This is a genomic window from Mycobacterium leprae TN, from assembly GCF_000195855.1.
In the GTDB taxonomy this organism is placed as follows: domain Bacteria; phylum Actinomycetota; class Actinomycetes; order Mycobacteriales; family Mycobacteriaceae; genus Mycobacterium; species Mycobacterium leprae.
This window is the reverse complement of the sequence record NC_002677.1, coordinates 1,422,851-1,444,419: the sequence shown is the minus strand read 5'-3', so window position 1 is coordinate 1,444,419 and position 21,569 is coordinate 1,422,851. Positions and strand designations below refer to the sequence as shown.

General features: G+C 59.1%; 12 protein-coding genes and 4 pseudogenes. 5 read left to right on the top strand and 11 right to left on the bottom strand.

All coding sequences use genetic code 11. The annotated features are described in order from the left end of the window. Window positions 1-19 precede the first annotated feature (19 nt). From ML_RS06135 to ML_RS06105, 7 genes and pseudogenes are all read right to left on the bottom strand, one after another. Window positions 20-616 carry a DUF2567 domain-containing protein gene (locus ML_RS06135; protein WP_010908206.1) on the bottom strand — a complete coding sequence of 199 codons (597 nt, stop codon included), beginning with the start codon at window positions 614-616 and terminating at the stop codon, window positions 20-22. Beyond that, the gene (gene bsaP / locus ML_RS06130) at window positions 613-855 is read right to left on the bottom strand and encodes a biotin synthase auxiliary protein BsaP (RefSeq protein WP_010908205.1); all 243 of its coding nucleotides are present in this window, start codon (window positions 853-855) and stop codon (window positions 613-615) included. Before bsaP ends, ML_RS06135 begins: the two co-directional genes overlap by 4 nt. Before the next feature lie 25 nt (window positions 856-880). Then, entirely contained in the window at window positions 881-1,918 is a 1,038-nt protein-coding gene (gene bioB, locus ML_RS06125; protein WP_010908204.1) for a biotin synthase BioB, read from the bottom strand. Between the two features lie 226 nt (window positions 1,919-2,144). Continuing rightward, window positions 2,145-2,672: pseudogene (locus ML_RS06120) on the bottom strand (2'-5' RNA ligase family protein). After that, window positions 2,672-3,352 (bottom strand): dethiobiotin synthase, encoded by a 681-nt coding sequence (bioD, locus tag ML_RS06115; RefSeq protein WP_010908203.1) that lies wholly within the window; start codon window positions 3,350-3,352, stop codon window positions 2,672-2,674. Before bioD ends, ML_RS06120 begins: the two are co-directional and overlap by 1 nt. After that, entirely contained in the window at window positions 3,349-4,506 is a 1,158-nt protein-coding gene (locus tag ML_RS06110; protein WP_010908202.1) for an 8-amino-7-oxononanoate synthase, read from the bottom strand. Before ML_RS06110 ends, bioD begins: the two co-directional genes overlap by 4 nt. Before the next feature lie 6 nt (window positions 4,507-4,512). After that, window positions 4,513-5,823: an adenosylmethionine--8-amino-7-oxononanoate transaminase gene (locus tag ML_RS06105; RefSeq protein ID WP_010908201.1), complete on the bottom strand. Its 1,311-nt coding sequence runs from the start codon at window positions 5,821-5,823 to the stop codon at window positions 4,513-4,515. 948 nt (window positions 5,824-6,771) lie between these two features. On the opposite strand from ML_RS06105, the gene ripD reads away from it, so the two are divergent. The 4 genes and pseudogenes from ripD (at window position 6,772) to ML_RS06085 (ending at window position 12,936) form a co-directional block, all read left to right on the top strand. Then, entirely contained in the window at window positions 6,772-7,410 is a 639-nt protein-coding gene (gene ripD / locus ML_RS06100; RefSeq protein ID WP_010908200.1) for an NlpC/P60 family peptidoglycan-binding protein RipD, read from the top strand. 156 nt (window positions 7,411-7,566) lie between these two features. Next, entirely contained in the window at window positions 7,567-9,741 is a 2,175-nt protein-coding gene (locus ML_RS06095; protein WP_041322657.1) for an acyltransferase family protein, read from the top strand. Between the two features lie 43 nt (window positions 9,742-9,784). After that, window positions 9,785-11,979: pseudogene (locus ML_RS06090) on the top strand (glycogen debranching protein). Between the two features lie 807 nt (window positions 11,980-12,786). Next, the gene (locus ML_RS06085) at window positions 12,787-12,936 is read left to right on the top strand and encodes a hypothetical protein (protein WP_156517111.1); all 150 of its coding nucleotides are present in this window, start codon (window positions 12,787-12,789) and stop codon (window positions 12,934-12,936) included. Window positions 12,937-13,140: 204 nt separating this feature from the next. Here ML_RS06085 and ML_RS06080 read toward each other — a convergent pair whose 3' ends face one another. After that, window positions 13,141-13,326: a hypothetical protein gene (locus tag ML_RS06080; RefSeq protein WP_010908198.1), complete on the bottom strand. Its 186-nt coding sequence runs from the start codon at window positions 13,324-13,326 to the stop codon at window positions 13,141-13,143. Between the two features lie 846 nt (window positions 13,327-14,172). Between ML_RS06080 and ML_RS15725 the strand changes: the two are divergent. After that, window positions 14,173-14,858 (top strand): annotated as a pseudogene (locus ML_RS15725) (pyridoxamine 5'-phosphate oxidase family protein). A 27-nt stretch (window positions 14,859-14,885) separates the two neighbouring features. Here the strand turns inward: ML_RS15725 and ilvA are convergent. The 3 genes and pseudogenes from ilvA to dnaE all read right to left on the bottom strand — a co-directional run bounded on the left by ilvA (window position 14,886) and on the right by dnaE (window position 21,406). Then, a complete protein-coding gene (ilvA, locus tag ML_RS06075) occupies window positions 14,886-16,169 on the bottom strand; it encodes a threonine ammonia-lyase IlvA (RefSeq protein WP_010908197.1) in 1,284 nt (427 codons plus the stop codon). Between the two features lie 65 nt (window positions 16,170-16,234). Then, window positions 16,235-16,629 (bottom strand): annotated as a pseudogene (locus ML_RS06070) (nitroreductase family deazaflavin-dependent oxidoreductase). Window positions 16,630-17,872: 1,243 nt separating this feature from the next. Continuing rightward, complete coding sequence (gene dnaE, locus ML_RS06060; RefSeq protein ID WP_010908196.1) at window positions 17,873-21,406, bottom strand: DNA polymerase III subunit alpha; 3,534 nt, start codon at window positions 21,404-21,406, stop codon at window positions 17,873-17,875. Between the last annotated feature and the right edge of the window lie 163 nt (window positions 21,407-21,569).

The following is a 21,569-nucleotide window of genomic DNA, read 5'->3' as shown; positions in this document are numbered from 1 at the left end:
ATGGTAGCGCCTTCGCGGCTTACCGACTACATAGTCTGCCGCCCAGGTCGTCGCGTCCGTTCGCGGCAGCAAGCACCGCATACACCAGCGCAGCGATGCCCGCCGGCCATAGCACGGTGGCCGCTACTTGCAGCAATCCGTGCGCGAAGAACACCGGCGGTGCTTGAATGACGTGCGCCACTTTGTGGTCGTACGACAGCGGTACTGCGTCGAAATTCAAGGCACCATAGCGCATCCAAACCAACAGCGCCCCCACCGCTGCCGCAGTTGCGGCGCAGATCATCAAGCCAATCGCGAGCCCGATAACCATCCCCGGCCCACGGTGCTGACGCAACTGCCATGCCAGCACCGACGCCGTAACCGCCAGCACAGTTAATAAGCCCAACATCAAGCATGGCGCGACAAAGAAGTGCTCGGACTCGTTGCCCAGGTAGTCGTGCCCTCGTTCGCCTGTCCGCGTGAGCCCCACTACCGCATGGATCGGTGGGGCAATCCAGGCCCACAGCCCGCCTATCAACGCGCCAGTCCCCGCAAGGCCCAGCACCACCCCGACGATCACACGCCCCCGCGGTGGGCAGGAGACATCGGAAATGTCCGACGCGCAATGTTCGGTCACCGCTTTGCCTCCATGTCGACCGAGTCCACCTGTCCGTGCCGCGAACACTTCGCCCGCCAGCCGTCGGGACGAACCTGCACAACCATCCGCCGTCCGCATTCCGCGCAAAACCGAGGAGGCTCCAGGCCTAACTGGGCCACTGTGGGCATCGAAGCGCCAGCAAGTTCATCCCGGTGTTTGACACCGGTATAGATGTTGTAGATGCCCGCACCGATCGGAGTAGGAAGATCCTGAACCACAGTCCTTATTTTCTATAGGCATTTTCTATAGGCTGGCATTGAGTGCCTTGATAGGCATTTGTAGATCGTCAAGCAATCTCAAATCGGCTTCGGCGGGCCGACCCAACGTGGTCAAGTAGTTCCCCACGATCACTGCGTTGATGCCGCCCAGCATGCCCTGCTTGGCGCCCAGGTCACCCAGGGTGATCTCGCGGCCGCCGGCGAAGCGCAGGATCGTGCGCGGCAACGCCAATCGGAATGCAGCCACCGATTTTAATGCTTCGCTGGGCGGCATCACCTCAAGGGCACCAAAGGGAGTACCGGGCCTCGGGTTGAGAAAATTCAAAGGAACCTCATCAGGGCCGAGTTCGGCGAGTTCAAGAGCAAATTCTGCGCGCTGCTCGACTGTCTCCCCCATGCCGAGAATGCCGCCACAGCATACCTCCATGCCGGCGTCCCGAACCATCGATAACGTTTGCCAGCGCTCTTCCCAGGTGTGCGTGGTGACAACGTTGGTGAAAAACGAGCGGGCTGTTTCGAGGTTGTGGTTATAGCGGTGCACGCCAATGCCCGAGAGCTGCTCCACCTGCTCGACGGTCAGCATCCCCAGCGAGCAAGCAATATTAATCTCGACTTCGTTCCGAATCGCCTCAATGCCGGCCGCTACCTGGGACATCAACCGCTCATCGGGCCCTCGTACCGCTGCCACGATGCAGAATTCAGTGGCACCTGACTTGGCAGTCTGCTTGGCTGCCTCTACCAGGCTGCGGATATCCAGCCAGGCACTGCGCACCGGCGACATGAACAACCCAGACTGTGAGCAGAAATGGCAATCCTCTGGGCAGCCACCGGTTTTCAGACTGATGATGCCCTCGATCTCGACCTCTGGACCGCACCAGCGCATCCGCACGTCGTGGGCTAACGCCAGCAATTCCTCGAGTCGGTCGTCGGGTAGCCACAGCATCTGCAGCACCTGGTCCCGGCTCAAGCCCTCACCGCGCTCTAGCACCTGCTGGCGAGCCTGAGCCAAGATGTCAGTATTTTCGGTATCACCATTAGTTGACCGAGTCCCCGCCTGAGTCACGCAGTACTCCTTTTCACGTTCAAGTCTTAAAACTAGGGTCCGAGCTTGCGGATACCGAAGCGGTTCACCAGGCTCTTCGCGGCCTGACATGAACGGTGTCCACGTTAGGTCAGCCGTTTACGCTTGAACAAACTCGTTGCCGTCAGCCAGCGACAGCTTGGCCATCGTGCCGCGGGGTCGAACCACCGAGTGAGTGCTTTGCTGGCGAACACCCAGCGTAGCTAGGTCAGCTGATCATGTATTTGATGCGCTTGTTACCGTGCCCAGCGGCGCAGGCCAGCAAAGTGGCCGTCAATCTGTGACGGCTGGCCCGCGATGCGCAGAGTCCGCCCCAGTTGAGCACCACAGACCCGACGGGCCAGCGTGACATGCGCGATCCACTGACCGGGCACGCTGTTGGGCAGCGGGGCCACCGCAGCTGGCAGCCGGCCCAGGAAGCCTAAAAGCACAATCGATGCACCTCGGCGTGCAGGGCTAACAGATCGCTGGTTGGTACCACGAGTCGTGCGAACACCACGTGGGCTCGGCCGAACAGCACCGACACACTGATCGTGGCGTCCAGCAGCAGCCGCTGACTCACCGGACCAAGCAGCTGATCGACCTCGGCGCCGATATGTTCAGCAACGGCCAACGTAACGTGAGGACGGCTAGCTGACGCTTGGCTGGGTATTCCGGCGCTGGCCAGCTGGTCCCAAATGCGACAGATCGCCGACTCGGTGTCGGGGTCGAAGACCAGCTCGAGCGAATGAACCATCAATGGACCAACGTGGTTACCCAGTCCCGGTCGAAGGCCGCCGCGCTCATCGCCGCAAAATCCGTGGCGTCCATCGATCCGGCCCCGGCAGGCAACGTGGCCCGCATTGGAGCCAGCCGGGCCAGCGCAGACCGATTGGATATCTGCACCGCACCGGGCCGCCCCGTCCAGCTGCCGATCACCAAGCCGGCGCACGCAACCCCTCGTGTGGTCAACGCCTCCAGAGTCAGCGCGGTGTGGTTGAGGGTGCCCAATTCCACACTGACCGTGACCAGTGCCAGTGCACCTAGCTCGACAGCTAGATCACGCAAAGTGGCACTAGCATCAGCGAGTTCGACCAGTAGACCACCAGCGCCTTCGACCAAAATCAAGCGTCCCGGGCGATCCAGTCCGGCGATGAGCTCCAGCAGTTGCTCGCGGGTGGGTAATGCCATCCCGGCGTGTTCGGCGGCGGCGGCCGGCGCCAGTGGTTGCGGATATCTCACCAAGCCGGTGAGTTCGGTCACCCCAGATAGTCGGGCCACCTCGGCAAGGTCATCGTCTCCGATCTGAGTTCCGGTCTGAACCGGTTTGCACACTGCCACTTCGATACCAGCTTGACGCGCGTGACACGCCAGCGCTGCACAGGCGACGGTCTTGCCGACCCCCGTGTCAGTGCCGGTAACGACCACGACAGTCAACGGCGCGCCACACAACAGCCACCAAGAACGTCCGTCAACACCCGCCGGGCCACTTCCAACTTAGCGCTATCGAGAGACGCGTGCGCAGTCAACCGCAGCCGCGACGTCCCGGCCGGCACAGTCGGAGGCCGGAAGCAGCCCACCCGCACGCCGGCGTCCAGGCAGGCGATCGCGGCGGCCAACGCTACCTCCGGATCGCCCAACACTACTGAGACCACCGCCGACTGCGGCAGCTCGGACAGATCGCAGATCTTAGCCAAGGTTCGGGCGTGCTGCAACACCGCCTCTGGGCGCCACGTCTCGGCCTTCAGTATTTGCAGCGCGGCCCGCGCGGCACCTACCGCCGCAGGCGCCAAACCAGTGTCGAAGATGAACGGACGGGCGGTATTGATCAGGTGAGCACGCACCGCGGACGACCCGAGAACCGCACCACCCTGGCTGCCGAGCGCCTTGGACATGGTAGTCGTAATCACCACGTCAGGTGCACCCGCCAGCCCGACCTCGTATACCAGCCCGCGCCCACCACCACGCACACCGAGGCCGTGCGCCTCGTCTACGAGGAGCAACGCGCCGTGCCGACGGCATACATCGTGCAACTCCGAAACAGGGGCCAGCACACCATCAGCGCTGAACACCGACTCAGTGACAACAACCGCACGCTCCTCGTGGCATGACCTCAGCGCGGTGTCCACGGCGTCAACGTCACAGTGCGGTGTCACCACCACCCGCGCCCGCGACAGCCGGCAAGCATCCACCAGGGACGCGTGCGAATAGGCATCGGAGACGATCAGCGAACCCGGGCCGGACAAACCGACAACAGCCCCGAGGTTGGCGGCATAACCGGAAGAAAACAGTAGGCCGACACAGGCGCCGACAAATTCAGCTAGCTCGCATTCCAATTCGTGGTGCAGTATGGTATCGCCGGTGACCAGGCGGGATCCGGTGGCACCTGCACCCCAAACCCGCAACGCCGCAACGCCGCCGTCGATGACGTCGGGATGTTGGGAGAGACCGAGATAGTCGTTGGAGGCCAGATCCAGCTCGGTGGCAACGGCTGAGCGCGGCCGCAGCGAACGGCGCAGCCCGGCCCCGCGGCGCTGTTGCTCCACTGCTTCCAGCCAGGCCAGCGGTGACGTCTCGATCGGGACCTTCATGGGCCTTCAGCCTACGAGTCCCGCGACTTCGACCATCGCGGAGGTGATCTGGGCGATCTCGGCCGGCGGGCAAATATATGGCGGCATTGCATAAACCAGATTCCGGAACGGACGCAGCCAAACACGTCGGTCCAACGCCGCCGGGGTGGCAACGGCCAGGTCGACCGACCGGTCGCATTCGATAACGCCGATAGCACCGCACACACGCACATCGATCACACCGGGTAAACCCTGGGCAGCTTCGAGCCCAGCTGTTAGGCCAGCCGATATTTCGGCAACGCGGGACCTCCAGTCCTGGCCCAGAAGCACCTCGACGCTGGCCACCGACACGGCACAGGCCAGAGGATTGGCCATGAACGTGGGTCCATGCATCAGCGCGCCGGCCGCACCGACGCTTATGGCGTGTGCGATATCGGTTGTGCACAAGGTGGCGGCCAAGCTCAGGTATCCGCCGGTGAGGGCTTTGCCGACACACATGATGTCCGGGCTCACCCCGCAGTGGTCTGCGGCGAAAAGCTCACCGGTACGCCCGAAGCCAGTCGCGATCTCGTCGAAAATCAACAACACGTCGTGCCGCCGGCATATGTCGCGCACATCACACAAATACCGTGGGTCGTGGAAACGCATCCCACCGGCGCCCTGCACTACCGGCTCGACGACCACAGCCGCAAGTTCGGGGGTGTGCTGCGCCAGCTGCGTCTCAAAGGCCTTACTGTAGGCAGGGTCGTAGTCGCGGGGCACCTGCGGGGCAAACACCTGCCGCGCCAAAATGTCAGTCCACAGCGAGTGCATGCCGCCATCGGGGTCGCAGATACTCATCGGCGTCAAGGTGTCCCCATGGTAGCCACCACGCCAGGTCATCAGCCGCCGCTTAGCCGGCTGACCGCGGCTGCGCCAGTACTGCAACGCCATCTTCACCGCGACCTGCACTGAAACCGACCCGGAGTCGCTGAAGAAGACCGTCTCCAAACCCGCCGGGGTGATGTCCACCAGCAACTGCGCCAACCGGGCCGCAGGTTCGTGAGTCAATCCGCCAAACATGACGTGATTCATCGCACCCAGTTGGGTAGTCAGCGCCGCGTCCAACACTGAGTGGCCGTGACCATGGATCGCGGTCCACCAAGAGCTCATCGCGTCGAGCGCCTCGATCGGCTTGCCGTCGCGGATCAGCGTCAGCCATGCGCCGTGAGCGGCGACCGCGACCACAGGTGGTATAACGCCGGTAGCAGCACCAATGGTGCTGTAGGGATGCCACAGATGGGCGGCATCGATCGCGCCGATCTGCTCAGGCGTCAACCCGGAAGTCGCCCCAGACATAAAGATCGAGGGTAAAGCAAGAAGGCGGATTAGCCGGGGTCATACCCGAACCGTCTCGAGCCGTCCTGCTGTGGGTCGCGCAAACCCCGACAATCGTGGAGCATTGGACGTCATGGCTACGCCGCATCGGTTCCAAGACCCATTTACAACCGACGAGATCGACGACCGGCCGGGCGCCAACGGCTGGCTACAATTGCGATGACGCCGATACCTGCAGCGACCAGCCAGCACGGACACTCCGGTTGCGGTTGGCCGTCTAGAGCCTAAACTTGCCCAGTCACGCTGTGGACGCTGCTAGTCGTTCTGACCACCACGGAGCCATATTGATTGGCCAGCACAGCTATACTAGGTTTCGTCACGACGGTGTGCCCAGCAAGTATTTGCGGACGGACAGGTGTCATACGGAATCGGTGTGTAGATACTTCCGGTGGCGTGGGGGATAGCGGTGCGGCGATCGCCGCGGCCAACATCGAGTCCTTCGTGTCCCTCTTGAAGGGCTGGTAATAATGTCCTTCTGACCGATCTTGTCGTTCACCATCCTGCTAGTCAGCGTTGCGGCCGGTTCCCTAATGACCACCTTCAGCGAACGTTATTGGCTCTGACGGCGCCACTGTGGTAATTCGCCACACGGTGTGACAACACGTACGAGTGTATGGTTAACCGAATTTACAGCTTTGCAAGCAAAATTAAGCGTGCCAGTTACCGTCCGGTCACGTTACGACAAAAAATCCTTGGTGAACGACCTAAGCTTGTGGGCCACCGGCAATTTCTGCTGTAAAAGTTACAGTAGTGACTGATGTGACTCAGTGGTGATTCACGTTCCCATGCGGCATGCGGCGCTCAACCCCAGCGGGTAAGCCTCGCGTGAGTCATGAAATAGCAGCCGATGCGCGAAAGCACGGCGCTGAGGCCCAAAACGCCCTTGACCGCCAAGAAGATTGGTATCCAATGAATCGCATCTACACCTTCGTGACCGGCCTAGCAATGCTAGTAACCTCGATACTCACCTGCAGTCTCGCGTACGCTGACTCCGGCACCAGGACAGCGGACTACCAGCAAACTATCGACACCGTCGTCCAACGGGCTCTCGCGCAGCGCGGCGTGCCGTTCTCCTGGGCCGGCGGCGGTGTTAGTGGCCCCACTCGCGGCACCGGTACCGGTAGCAACACTGTCGGCTTCGACGCCTCGGGCCTGATCCAGTACGCCTACGCCGGCGCCGGACTCAAGCTTCCACGCTCGTCCGGCGAAATGTACAAAGTCGGCCAGAAGGTGCTACCGCGGCACGCACGCCGAGGCGACCTGATCTTTTACGGTCCCGAAGGCACCGAAAGCGTTACGCTATATTTGGGCGACGAGAAGATGGTGGAGGTCGGCGAAGTCGTCCAAGTGTCGCCAGTACGCAGCAACGGCATGGCACCCTACCTGGTTCGGGTTCTCGGGACCCAACCGACATCAGTGCCGCAAGCACCCCTGCAGCAAGTGCCAACTCTGCCGGCACCGCAGCAAACGCCAACGCATCGTGCACCCTTGCAGCACATGCCCTTGCAGGTGCCAGTACGACCCGTTCCAGTCAGTACCGCGCGGTAGCCCTATCCAACCAACGGGGGCTTGTTAAGCTACCGAAGTTAGCCATCTGCTCCCTTGGTGACGGCATCGAATGGTCAACGAATCCGCTGAGCCGCCTTCCCTGCAGCACGCACACTCCGAAGGAGGTGGTTGTCTTCGGTAAATTGGCGGTCAATCATGCAGACCCTGTCACCGGCTTCCCTACTGGTAGCCACCGCAAAGCCCGTTCCTCTGGAGGGGCGCACTGCGGTGTTCACGATATTCTATCGTCACGATCTCGACGGCTTGCGCGGCATCGCGATCGCGTTGGTGGCCATATTCCACGTGTGGTTCGGTCGGGTGTCCGGCGGCGTGGATGTGTTGCTGGCGATGTCCGGCTTCTTCTTCGGCGGCAAAATCCTTCGCGCCGCGCTGAACCCGGTCCCCTCGTTGTCGCCGGTAGCCGAAATAATCCGGCTGGTCCGTCGACTTCTTCCGGCTCTGGTAGTGGTGCTCACCGGCTGCGCGCTGCTCACCGTCGTGATGCAACCACAGACTCGCTGGGAGACATTCGCCGACCAGAGCCTAGCCAGTCTGGGCTACTATCAGAATTGGGAGTTGGTCGGTACCGAATCCAGCTATCTGAAGGCGGGCGAAGCTGTAAGCCCGTTACAGCACATCTGGTCAATGTCCGTGCAGGGGCAGTTCGACATCGCCTTCCTGCTGCTGGTTGCCGGATGCGCCTACCTATTTAGGCGCCCGCTGGGTACCCAGCTGCGGATAATGTTCGTGGTGCTGCTAGGCGCATTGATGATCGCGTCATTCATTTACGCAACCTTTGCTCATCAGGCAAACCAAACTACAGCTTATTACAACAGCTTCGCGCGCGCCTGGGAATTGCTGCTAGGAGCGCTTGTCGGCGCAGCAGTACCCTATATTCGCTGGCCGGCCTGGCTACGCACTGTAGTCGCCACCGTCGCGCTGGCGGCGATCCTGTCATGCGGAGCCTTGATCAATGGTGTCAAAGAATTTCCCGGCCCGTGGGCCCTAGTGCCCGTAGGGGCTGCAATGCTGCTGATCCTTGCCGGAGCCAACCGGCAGAGCCGGCCCGGTACTAGTGCCAGCATGCCACTACCCAATCGATTGCTGGCAACCGCACCACTGGTGGCATTGGGTACAATAGCGTACACGCTGTACCTGTGGCACTGGCCGCTGCTGATCTTCTGGCTATCCTATACTGGCCACCACCACGCCAATTTCGTCGAAGGCGCCGCACTGCTGTTGGTGTCCGGATTGCTGGCTTACCTGACCACCCGGCTCATCGAGAACCCGCTACGGTACCGCACACTCGCCAACACCGAATATCCGTCGCCCGCACGGGCTGCCGCCTGGCAGTTACGCTTGCACAGGTCGACGATAGCGTTGGGATCAATGGTGGTGTTGCTGGGTGTCGCGCTGACCGCAACCTCATTCACCTGGCGCCAGCACGTCATCGTTTTGCGCGCCACCGGCAAGGAACTCAGCGCCCTTAATGCCCAAGACTATCCGGGTGCGCGTGCCCTGACCGCCCACGCGCGAGTACCCACCCTGCCGATGCGGCCCACTGTCCTGGAAATCAAGGACGACCTGCCAGCCTCCACTCGAGACGGCTGCATCAGTGACTTCGTCAACCCGGCCGTGGTCAACTGTACCTACGGCGATGCCAGTGCCAACCGAACCATCGCGCTAGCGGGCGGGTCGCACGCAGAACACTGGCTACCTGCGCTGGACGTGCTTGGGCAGCTGCACCACTTCAAAGTGGTGACCTATCTCAAAATGGGTTGCCCGTTGTCCACTGAACATGTCCCACTGATCATGGGCAACAACACACCGTACCCACAGTGCCGGGAGTGGGTGCAAACGACGATGACCAAGTTGTTCTCCGACCGTCCCGACTATGTGTTCACTACGTCGACCCGACCGTGGAATACCAAACCCGGCGACGTTATGCCAGCAACCTACCTTGGCATCTGGCAAGCTTTGTCCGACAACAACATTCCCATCCTCGCCATGCGGGACACTCCGTGGCTAGTCAAAAATGGCCAACCATCCAATCCAGCGGACTGCCTGGCCAAGGGCGGCAACGCGGTGTCGTGCGGAATCAAGCGTTCCAACGTGTTGGCCGATCGCAATCCCACTCTGAATTTCGTCGCGCAGTTCTCACTACTGAAACCACTTGATATGTCCGACGCTATCTGCCGCCCAGACATCTGCCGCGCGGTCGAAGGGAACGTGCTGATCTACCATGGCACTCACCACCTATCCCCCACCTATGTGCGCACCCTGGCCGACGAACTCGGCCGACAGATTGCAGAAAACACAGGTTGGTGGTAGCCAACGCGCCCAGGACCAACCCCAAAACGGATAAAGTCGATTAATGTCGTGGAACAATCCGGCCACAGCTTTGGCACGTTCGGACGCAGCGCGCGAGCCGACGTTACCTACCGTGTGGCCGTGCACCGTCTATCCGCTTAAGGAGACTTATGACGGCGCTGACATCAACTTTTCACTGTTATTCGAAATCGCCGACAAAGTTGACTTGTAGCTGATCACCTACGACAGCAGCAAGTAGCGGATCCCTTTTCGACGAGGTGGACAGCTATATCTGACATGCCTATCTGCCGAACATCGCCCTGCGCCAGCGCTACAGATTTCGCGTTCACGGATCATTCGATCCGAGGGCCGGCCACCGGATGTGACCCAAGCAAGTTACTGATCGACCCGTGTGGGAAATCATTCCACGGTGATTTCACGTTCGGCCAGGGGCTGTTTTTCTACGACGTAGACGTTGTTGACCCGCACAGCAACTCAGCAGACCACGGCTACTCCCCCAATGTTTAACTCACTCGGCCACACCATGACCAGCGTGGTGATCAACCCGTTCTTCGACTAGGTGTTCGACGAGCACTGTTCATCCCCTGCCACGAGACCGTCATCTACGAAGCCATGTCAAGGCGGATTAAGCAGACCCACCCGAACATCCACGAAGAACTCCGCGGCACCTACGTCGGGCTAGCCCACCCTGCATCATCGATCACCTCAAGTCGCTCAACGTCACCACTCTTGCATTGATACCGATAAACCAATTCCTGTACGACCAGCTGCTGCACCCAGGCTTGTGAAACTTTTCGGGCTACAACACCATTCGGGTTACTCGCCCCGCACTACCTGTACGCGTCTAATTTGCAAGACCGCAGTGCGGTAGCCGAGTTCAAAACCATGGTGCGCAGCCTGCATGAAGCCAACATCGAGGTCGTCCTCAATGGAGGCTAGAACCACACCGCTGAAGAAAATCATCTTGACTCGAAATCAACTTCCGCGGTATCGACAACATCGCCTATTACCGGCTTGTCGACGAGAAGGCGCGGTTCTACAAGGACTTCACCTGAACCGGCAACAGCCTCAATACCCGTGTCACCCGCACACCCTACAGCTGATCATAAACTCGCTACGCTACTGGGTACTCGAAATGCACATCGACGGGTTCTGGCTCGACTTGGCGTCTACATTGGCCCGTGAGTTCTACGATGTCAACCGGCTGTCAGCGTTCTTCAATCTGGTGCAACAGGATCCTGTAGTCAACTAGGATCAAGTTGATCGCCGAGCCGTAAGACATCAACAGATGGGTTACCAGGTAGGCAATTTCCCAGGGTTATGGACCGAATAGAACAAAAAATACCGCTATACTGTGCACGACTACTGGCGAGGCGAGCCGGCCACCCGTGAATGAGTTCGCCTCCCGACTGGCCGGGCCGTCGGACCTCTACAAAGCTACCGGCTATCGCCCCAGCGCCAGTATCAACTTCGTCAACCGCACAATGGATTCACGCTCAACAACTTGGTCGTCATACAACGAGAAACACAACAAAGCCAACGGCTAAGACAACAGCAACAAAAATCATAACAGCTCGTGGAATTGCAGCGTCACAAGAACTAGCAACGACCCCGAAATCCTGGCGCTGCGCATTCGCCAAATGCACAACATGTTGGTCACTTTGATGTTTAGCCGGGTAACACCCATGATCGCACACAGCGACGATATAGAACGTAACCAACTGGGCACCAGCAACGTGTATTCCCAGGAATCCGAATTATTTTGGATAAATAGTCATTAGTCTACACGAATACCGACTTGCTTGCTTTTACGCGGAAAGCGACATATATGCTGCAAGCAGCATCCGGCGTTTCGTCGTCGCCGTTTTTCAAGAAGCAACCAATCCGCAGTGGTGACCAAGTCCGCCCTATCGCCTGGTTGACACCGACCGTCCCAAAGGATGATACACGAGGATTGGAGCAGGGGCTTCGATAAGTACTTGGCGGTGTTTCTCAATGGTTACACCATATACTGCACCCAATGCCCGCGGTCAGCTGAAGGCCGACACTTCATTTCTCTTGTGCTTCAAAGCTCATGACCATGACATGGAGTTCGTCACGCTGCACGACTACTAGCAAGAGTGGACCCTTAAGCTGGACACCAACGACATCGCCGGTGACACCAACCTGGTGGTGACAGTCGAACAAAAAATCTCAATTCCAGCACGACCGCTATTGGTCCTCCGTAAGACGTCCTGAAACATAGCTTTTCCGGTTCTTTCCATCTATCGGTTGAAGCTGCACAGTTCGTCCCGCGGATTCAGGTTCACCTTCGCCACTACCGAAGACCTGCTGTACTATTTCGACGAGCTCGGGGTGACGTATCTGTTCCTACCCTATTACGACCGCGGTTCACGAGTCCAGGGACGGGTTCGATGTCACCGAACCGACGACGGTTTCCGCGGAACTCGGCGATATCTATTGGCCTGGGGCAAATGTCGGCCTCGCCGCGAGGTAGGGCCTTTGGTCGTCGACATCGTGCCCAACCACGTGGGAAGCAGCAAACCTGAGCATAACACATTGTAGTTGAGACGTCTTACGGCACAATCGGTATTCCTCCTATGCAACTTTCTTCGATATCGATCTGGATCTTGACCAAGATCGCTGTCGAATCGTGCTGCCCTGTTGGTATATGACGATAATGTTGGCTGGCGACCGGAAAGTCGACGGGGTTTACTGCTGGGCGACCTAGCATTGCCCACCACCCCCAGCACCAGCCCTGCACCGACATTGACAGCGGTGCGCATATGCATGACCGCCCACACTATCGGCTGATAGGGCGATGGAGCGAGTTCTGCGGTTATCATCGTTTTCTGTGCGATCACCTGACTGGCTGGGCTGAGGGAAGAAGACCGCACGGTGTTCGACACAAGCCATACCTAAGTCGCGCACTGCTTCACCGAAGGACTTGTTGACGGCGTGCTCATCGACTACCTCTACGGTCTGTCAAATCCCTATCGTTATTTGCATTGTTGTAAGGAGCTGCTCGGCACGAACGCTTGGATAGTGATCGAGAAGATCTTGGCCGTAGACGAGGCTCTGGTGAACCTCGTCGTTGACTACGACGAAGAACAACACGAAATCATGATGCGCCACAACCAGTTTGTGATCTCCACCAACCTGGGCATCGATGCAAGACTGTACCGATCAATGTGATCTGATATTGGCCTGAGATTCGCCGATCGTCGGCGTCAAAACCACTGAACTACCGACATATTCGTTCGTGATTGTGCGCGACTAGGACTACTCGGTGGTACACAATCGCGATGTCCTAGAATCATTTTTATCTTACCGGACGACGGTCAATCGGTGTTCTTTGGCCCCAACCCCACCCCACGTATCGCCACTGGCCCGCTTAAGTTAGATGCTGGGCCACCCTTGGTGTGCGATTGCGTCGTCGCTAAACGGCTCGATCTCGTCGGCCGTCAGGTCGGCTAGTATGATCCGCATGCCCGGGCCGGCGCGAATCCGGAAGTGTGTTTCCGGCGCCGCGACCCAACCGCTGTCAAGTAGCCGGGTGATCGAAACCGCCTCGTCGGGTACCATGATCCAAACATTGAGCCCGGGTCGGCCGTAAACAGTGACGTCGCGCTCGTCCAGCGCGGTACGCAGTCGGATTCGGTTATTGGCGTAGCGCTCCTAGACTACAATAGATGAGGCGGGTCGCCGCCTGATCAAACCACAAATAACGGCCAGCTATATACAATCCCGAGGTGACTCACCCAGCCCAATCCAAGCCACAGTCGCCCGTGTGCTCATTCGACGTGCGGTGGTCTCCGGCCAGCACGGCAACCAGCAGGTTCGGTCCGCCAGCTCTAGACACTGGCTACAAAATCGCAGTGCTTGGTGAATCCGGTCAACGTGTAAAGCACAGCGGAGCCCCGAAAAACCCGCGCAGTGGCCGCCCTCTATAACCAGCAGGTCGTCGAACCGGGCCGGCCAACAGGGTTGCGTCAGGTTACGTAGTGCACCGGCACGATCTGCGGATGAGCATCCTGCCGGTCACATTTTGCACTCTACTAGAGAAGACCACGTTACGCACATTGCGGCCCACTTCACGAGCCATGTCATCATCCACATGCACCGATTCAACAGAAAGACCCGGCTTCACAAGAAGATCCCAAAAGTTTAACCAGCTCGGATCCTCGACGGCTACCCGTTCACCGAGACGCCGGTGTGTGCCGAGCTCCTGCTCTATGCGATCCAGCACTCCACTAGTTACCGCGAGATGATCGGACAGGGACGCTGGCTGCGGTGAAGACAACGGGTTGTAGCGGTCCAGTGCCGACTACATAGTAGATTCACTATAACATTACACGACCGCGCGAACTGTCCTGTAACCGGACGGCCGCAATAGATAGACAGCACGGGGTCGGGGTTACCTGTCGACAAATCTCGCGCACTACGCCCACCCGCTATCAAAACCGCGCTCACTACGACCACGTCACCGTCCATCGCATTCTGGATGAGGCATTGATCTGCCACCTGGGCTATGCCAACGCGGGTGAGCCGGTGATTCTGCCGACAACGCATGCCCACTAGGGGAAACCCTGTACTTGCATGGCTCGACCGACAGCGAGCCAATGTTCGACGCCAGAGCGGCCAGGGCGTCAGGCCTACCGATGTGCGCCACCGTCACCCTCGTCTACAGGTTGGTGCTGGCCCGCTCAGGCGCTACAACCATTCCTTGGTCTACTGCTCATTGGTAGTAGGTGGGCGCCGCACGCGTGATCGAAGACTCAGCGGAGAAATTGCGGGCACTGCACTCCCTTCTCGATCACATCGCCTTAGGGCGGGGCACCTAACGCGCGTAAGCTCGCCGCAACCGGAGTGGCTCGCACTCGACCTTGTCGAAATTTCGGCCAAAGGTGCATACGGGCAGCCCGATTGATGATCCAGAGGACTGCACGTTGCTGCATTGGGCAAAAGGGTTGCGATTGAGCTTGACGACCGGAATAGTAATGGTACCGAGTGGCGATCTCGACCCTACGACCCCCGGTACTGAATACCTGACCGCAAACCTGGACTCGCCACTCGCCTGCTGTGAGCGCGCGTATTTGCACAGCGATACGCCGTAAAACGTGTACAACTACGTGCGTTCTCGTCTAAAGCAACAGGTAGCGGTAGGCCGGCGAACCTGGTTGTAGGGTTTCGACGTGCATTTCGGTCCCCTGCATCCGGGCCAGCAGGACGTCTAAGTCGACAGCAGACCCCAGCTGGATACCTACCAGCGCCTCGCCGGTCTCTCGGTTGTTGCGCTTGACGTACTCGAACAAGGTGATGTCGTCGTTGGGTCCAAGCACTTCGTCAAGAAAACGGCGCAAGGCACCAGGCTTCTGGGGGAAGTCTACCAGGAAATAGTGTTTGAGACCTAGGTGGATCAGCGAACGCTCCAACACCTCACCGTAGCGCAATACGTCGTTGTTGCCGCCCGAGATCAGGCAAACCACGGTGGACCCGGGTTCAATGTCAGTTTCCAGCAGCCCAGCTACTGACAGTGCGCCCGCCGGCTCAGCTATAATGCCCTCGTTCTGGTAAAGGTCGAGCATCGCAGTGCACACCGCCCCCTCGTCGACGGTGGTGATGGACACCATGTCACCTGCGGCAGTCAACGCGGCATAAGGCAACGTTCCCACCCGGTTCACCGCAGCGCCATCCACGAACTGATCGACGTAGTCCAGTGTCACCGGCTCACCCGCGGCCAGCGCGGCCATCATAGCCGCGGCACCAGCCGGCTCGACACCAAGCACAGCAGTGTTCGCCGTTCGTTCGGCCAAGTAAGTGGTCATGCCGGCGATGCAGCCACCGCCGCCCACCGGGACCACCACTAGGTCAGGCTCGGTGTTGAGTTGCTCCAGCAACTCGACGGCAATGGTGCCCTGACCAGCGATGACGCGGACGTCGTCATAAGGAGGTACCAACGTCGCGCCGGTGCGTTCAATGTCGTCGACCGCCGCGGCAGCGGCGAGATCGTAGGTCGATCTCCCGACGATCAGCTCGATGAATGCCCCGCCATGGTAGCGGATCCGATCCCACTTTTGTTTGGGTGTCTTGGCAGGTACATAGACACGGCCGTGCACACCCAGTGACCGACATGCATACGCGACACCCTGTGCATGGTTACCCGCCGAAGAGCACACAACGCCGGCGGCGATCTCCTCGTCGGTCAGCTGCACCAACAGGTTGTAGGCGCCGCGCAGTTTGTAAGAGCGCACCGTCTGCAGGTCTTCACGCTTGAGGTACACCGCTGCACCAGTGATCGCCGACAACCGATCGCTAAGTTGCAACGGGGTAGGCGTGACCACCGGCGCGATCCGCTTCGCCGCACCGTCAATGTCAACCGCGGACACCGGTGGGGTCCTGGGGTTTCTACTAGGTTCGGCGGACATAGGTCCATGGTGCCATGTCGTCCGACAAGCAATCAGCTCACCGGAGTCAGCACAAAGACCGGAATCTAACGTTCAGTTTTGGTCTGGTAGTTGACGTAGTCCGGCCAGACCTCGACAGCGCGCTGCCACCAGGTGGCCTTCTCTTCGCCAAATACCTCACGCGCGTCATAATCACGGCTGACGAGACCATCCCGCAGCTCGACCTTCGGATACTGCACGACGTTGTAGTATCAGACCAGGTGTTTCGAAGCTCCTCCGCCTGAGGCGACGATCGCGTACTCGCCGTTGTGCTCAACACGCATTAGCGGAGTTTTACGAAGTTTGCCGGTCTTAGCGCCGACAATACAGTGGTCGGCAATACTACGGGCTTTTCTTGCAGTTCCGTGCCCTCGGTTCCGCAGGAAGCCATGTACCTCTCAGCTTGCTCGCGCACCCAGTCGACCGGGCTAGGTACATACATACTCCCATGAAAGGGACAAGCAGCACCCTAGACCGTCAGCTGTCCGTTCCCTGAAGTCGTCGGGTTCCCGGAAAATAGTCCATAGAGTATCCTTATCTGTTACTGGCCCGGCCAAAACCTCAGAGGTGCTTTTTATGGATGTGCCCTGGCCGCTGCAAAAACTGCTCGCGGTGATCGCAGGGTTCGTAACGCTACTGCTGGTCGAGGTGTTGACCACCAGTGCTGCTCCGGCCGGCCTTGGTGGTGCCAACCGTTGCCATCGTAATCGGTTTAGTTCTCAAGGCGCTCTCAAAGCCTTCCAGTCACTAGAGCACTAGAGCAATCTCTCAGCTACTCCAGCGACTAAACCACCATCGTGGGTTCTGGCCAATTCGGCGATTAAGTTGACACGCCGGATGTCACGCTGATCTCATCGGCAAATTGCCCCCGATCGAGAAACCGGCGGTACTGACGCAATATGCCCCTGGTGCCAGACGCCGCGCCCGGCCAGTAACCAGTAACTTGTCCGTTTAGACTTCAAGGTGTCGTCGTGATGGTCATTTGGTGGTTATTTTTTGCTGGTTTGGGTTTGGGTGGTGGTGTTGTGGTGGGCTGGTGGGGTGTGGGTGGTTGATCTGCGCTAGAAGGTTGCCGTATGTGCCGCCGACGGCCGGATCATCGATGCACTGTTCACTAACACGATACTGCTGCACCCGGCGGCATGCCTGCTTGCTGGCTGAGGGCCGGTCAACAAGCCGCCGACACCGATACCAGCGGCAGAAATGGTGCAAGGGATAACATCAGGTGCGAATAGTTATACCGTGCACGGGGACGTGCCTGTTCAGGTGCGGCCACATTGACCACGCCGACACCTCAAGGCCATGACATGCACACTAAAACGCCCCTACCCCGCGGCGCTAACAACTATCCTCACACCCACGCCTGCATCGATATCGCCTTCAGCACAGCCCAGGTGCCCAGCCCCTGGCATCATCAACATGTAGACCAAGCAGCATCCACCACCGACATGCTTACGTGCGCCGCGCTAATCGTGTCCACTGCGGCAAAGCACACGAAGCCTCATCGAAAGCAGGCAGTCAGCCACCCACCAACAAAAACCCCGCAACACAGCAAAACACGTCAACAGGATTCCGGGCTGCCCCCCACGACTACCGAACATATCGGCCAGTCATAAAACGCAAAAACAGCCATTTCACCCACCACCGACAAAACACCCACAACACAGCACCAGTACTGCGGTTTGCTAATCACCCAAACACCCGGGACCGAGCAGCGCCTTAAGGTCTCCCATCAACGCCGGCGACGATGTCACCCGCAGCGACTGGTCTAGTTCAAGCGTAGTGATTCGGTCCCCGCTGATAAGCCGCAAATGGACTTGCGATGTGCCGGGGTGGCGCGCCAGCACTTGCTTGAGTGCATTTACCTTGTCGAACGTGCACTGCCGAGTCAGCAAACTAACCGCCAGCGGCCGGTCCTCTTGCACGTTGGAAAAGTCAGGAACAACAAGTTGATTAGCGATCAGCGCAATCCGGTCATCACGAACCACCACCTTGGCATTAACCAACACAACAGCATCATCGATGATGTCGGCGCCGTAGCTGGAATATGTGTGCGGGAAGAACATCACCTCGATCCCTCCAGTCAAATCATCTAATTGCGCTGACGCCCAAGGAATTCCGTTTTTGTTGACGCGCCGGTTCACCGCGGCCAGAATGCCACCCACCCGCACCTGAGTATCATTGGAGACACCACCGTCGAGAATCGTCGGAATGGCGGTGTCTACCTGAGCAGCCAACAGGTGTGCCACTCCGTTGAGCGGATGCCCGGACACATACAAGCCCAGCATCTCCCGTTCCAGAGCCAGCTTGTGTTTATCCTCCCATTCGTCGTCAGGAACTTTGATGGTAAATACCGCGTCAGTGCCGCCATCAGTTCCGCCGAACAGATCGAACTGCCCGATCGCTTCCGCTTTCTTGGTGCCTAGCACCGAATCCACAGCGTCAGCGTGGACCAGGAAAAGACCTTTGCGAGAATGCCCTAACGAATCGAAGGCTCCTGCCTTGATCAGCGATTCAGTGACTTTCTTGTTGCAGGACGTAATGTCGATCTTGTTCAGATAGTCCGAGAAGTCAGCAAATTTGCCCTTGGCATTGCGAGTCTTGATCAACGAACCTACCACGTTGGCACCGACATTGCGCACCGCGCCCAACCCGTAGCGGATGTCAGCACCCACCGAGGCGAAGTCCAGGACGGACTCGTTGACGTCCGGCGGCAGCACCGTGATGCCAAACTTGCGGCAGTCGGCCAGATAGACAGCTGCCTTGTCTTTATCGTCGCCGACCGAAGTCAACAGGCCCGCCATGTATTCACCAGCAAAGTTGGCCTTGAGATAGGCGGTCCAATAGGATATTAGGCCATAGCCAGCGGCGTGAGACTTGTTGAATGCGTAGTCGGCGAAAGGTAAGATGATGTCCCACAACGCCTTGATGGCGTGGACCGAGAATCCGTTGGCCTGCATACCTTCCGAAAAACCCTCGAACTCCTTCTCCAGCACCTCGCGCTTCTTTTTTCCCATCGCCTTACGCAGAATGTCCGCTCGGGCCAAAGAGTAACCGGCCACCTTCTGCGCGATTCGCATGATCTGCTCTTGGTAGACGATGAGTCCATAGGTTTCAGCGAGGATCTCACGCAGCGGTTCCTCGAGTTCGGGATGAATGGGTTTGATTACCTGCCGGTTGTTCTTGCGGTCGGCGTAGTCGTTGTGCGCGTTCATGCCCATCGGTCCGGGCCGATACAACGCTAGTACCGCGACGATGTCTTCGAATCCGGTCGGTTGCATGCGACGCAGTAGGTCGCGCATGGGCCCACCGTCGAGCTGAAACACACCCAGGGTGTCACCGCGGCCAAGCAGCTCGTAGGTGGCCTGGTCGTCCAGTGGCACGGATTCCAGATCGAGATCAATTCCCCTGTTGGTCTTAATGTTTTCGATCGCATCGCCGATGATCGTCAGGTTACGTAGACCCAGGAAGTCCATCTTCAACAGACCGATGGCCTCGCATGCTGGGTAGTCCCAGCCGGTGATGATGGCCCCGTCCTGCGGTCGCTTCCACAGCGGGATCGCCTCGGTCAACGGCTCACTACTCAGGATCACCGCGCATGCGTGCACGCCGGCGTTGCGGATCAGACCCTCCAGCCCGCGAGCAGTCTGGTAGATGATGCGCACGTCCGAATCAGTTTCGATCAGGCTGCGGACCTCGGCGGCTTCCTTGAACCGTTCGTGGGCCGGATCGGTGATTCCCGACAACGGGATGTCTTTGGCCATTATGGCCGGCGGTAATGCCTTGGTGATACGGTCGGCCATAGCAAAACCAGGTTGCCCGTAGTGGATCCGCGCAGAATCCTTCAGCGCCGCTTTGGTTTTAATGGTACCGAAAGTGATGACCTGAGCGACTCTGTCATGCCCCCACTTGTCGGCGGCGTAGCGCACCATCTCACCGCGGCGACGGTCGTCGAAGTCGATATCAATGTCAGGCATCGAGGTGCGTTCCGGGTTGAGAAACCGCTCGAACAGCAGACCGTGCGGTATCGGGTCGATGTCAGTGATCCCCAGGGCATAGGCGGCAAGCGACCCGGCTGCCGAACCGCGGCCCGGGCCCACGCGGATCCCGACAGACCGGGCATGGTTGACCAGGTCTGCAACGATCAGAAAGTAGGCAGGAAAACCCTTGTCACAAATGACGTCGATCTCGTAGGCCGCCCGTTCGACATATCCGTTGGGTGGGCCATCGGGGAATCGGCGCTTGAGGCCGGCATCCACCTCGTGACGTAGCCAAGACGCCTGGTCGTGTCCCACGGGAACAGGGAAGACAGGCATCCGATTGCGCGGTTCCCACACATCGGCGTAGGACTGCACCCGCTCGGCGATCAGCAGCGTGGAGTCGCAGGCCCCAGGAACTTCGTCGTCCCAAAGCTGGCGCATCTCGGCAGCCGACTTGAGATAATAGCCGTCACCGTGGAACTTGAACCGGTTCGGATCCGACAAGGTCTTGCCGGTCTGTACACACAACAACGCCTCGTGGTTGTGCACAGCGTCGCGGGTGACATAGTGGCAGTCGTTGGTGGCCAGTGGAGGAATGTTGAGCTTGCGGCCGATATTAAGCAGTCCTTCGCGGACACGTTGCTCGATAGACAAGCCGTGGTCCATCAGCTCGAGAAAGTAGTTATCGGGGCCAACGATCTCGCGCCACTTGGCGGCCGATTCCAACGCCTCCCGGTCGTGCCCGAGGCGAAGCCGGGTCTGCACCTCACCGGAGGGGCAGCCAGTAGTTACAATGATACCCTCGGCATATTCACCGATAAGCTCGGCATCCATTCGCGACCACTTGCTCAACTGCCCCTCGAACGAAGCCAGCGAAGACAACTTGAACAGGTTGCGCAGACCTGCCGCATTCTCTGCCACCATCGTCAAGTGCGTGTAAGCACCACCCGCCGAGACATCGTCAGCCTTCTGGCTGGGGTCACCCCAGGTAATGCGCCGGGTGTCAAAACGGGATCCAGGAGCGATGTAAGCTTCCACACCGATAATCGGCTTGATTCCGGCTTTGATGGCCGTATTGTAAAACTCGCTCGCACCGAACATGTTTCCGTGATCGGTCATGCCAACCGCGGGCATCTGTAGCCGTTCGACCTCGGCGAACATGGGCGTGATCTTCGCAGCACCGTCCAGCATCGAGTACTCGGTGTGGTTATGCAGGTGAACGAAGGAAGACTGGTTCATAGAGACGCCAGTCTATGACCGACGACTGACGGTATCTCGGCATGTCGCCGCATGTGTTCGATCCTCGTCAGGCATACAACTTCACAAACTGCTTAAGCGATTTCTCTACGTACCCTTTGACCACGCGTGCCGCCGCGGACTCTAGCGAACCGAACAGCGCAGG

What these genes read in the sequence shown, in the direction of transcription:
- ripD (WP_010908200.1), top strand. Translation starts at nt 6,772, where the DNA reads ATGAATCGCATCTACACCTTCGTGACCGGCCTAGCAATGCTAGTAACC.
- ML_RS06105 (WP_010908201.1), bottom strand. Translation starts at nt 5,823, where the DNA reads ATGTCTGGGGCGACTTCCGGGTTGACGCCTGAGCAGATCGGCGCGATC.
- ML_RS06080 (WP_010908198.1), bottom strand. Translation starts at nt 13,326, where the DNA reads ATGGTACCCGACGAGGCGGTTTCGATCACCCGGCTACTTGACAGCGGT.
- dnaE (WP_010908196.1), bottom strand. Translation starts at nt 21,406, where the DNA reads ATGAACCAGTCTTCCTTCGTTCACCTGCATAACCACACCGAGTACTCG.
- ML_RS06095 (WP_041322657.1), top strand. Translation starts at nt 7,567, where the DNA reads ATGCAGACCCTGTCACCGGCTTCCCTACTGGTAGCCACCGCAAAGCCC.
- ML_RS06110 (WP_010908202.1), bottom strand. Translation starts at nt 4,506, where the DNA reads ATGAAGGTCCCGATCGAGACGTCACCGCTGGCCTGGCTGGAAGCAGTG.
- ilvA (WP_010908197.1), bottom strand. Translation starts at nt 16,169, where the DNA reads ATGTCCGCCGAACCTAGTAGAAACCCCAGGACCCCACCGGTGTCCGCG.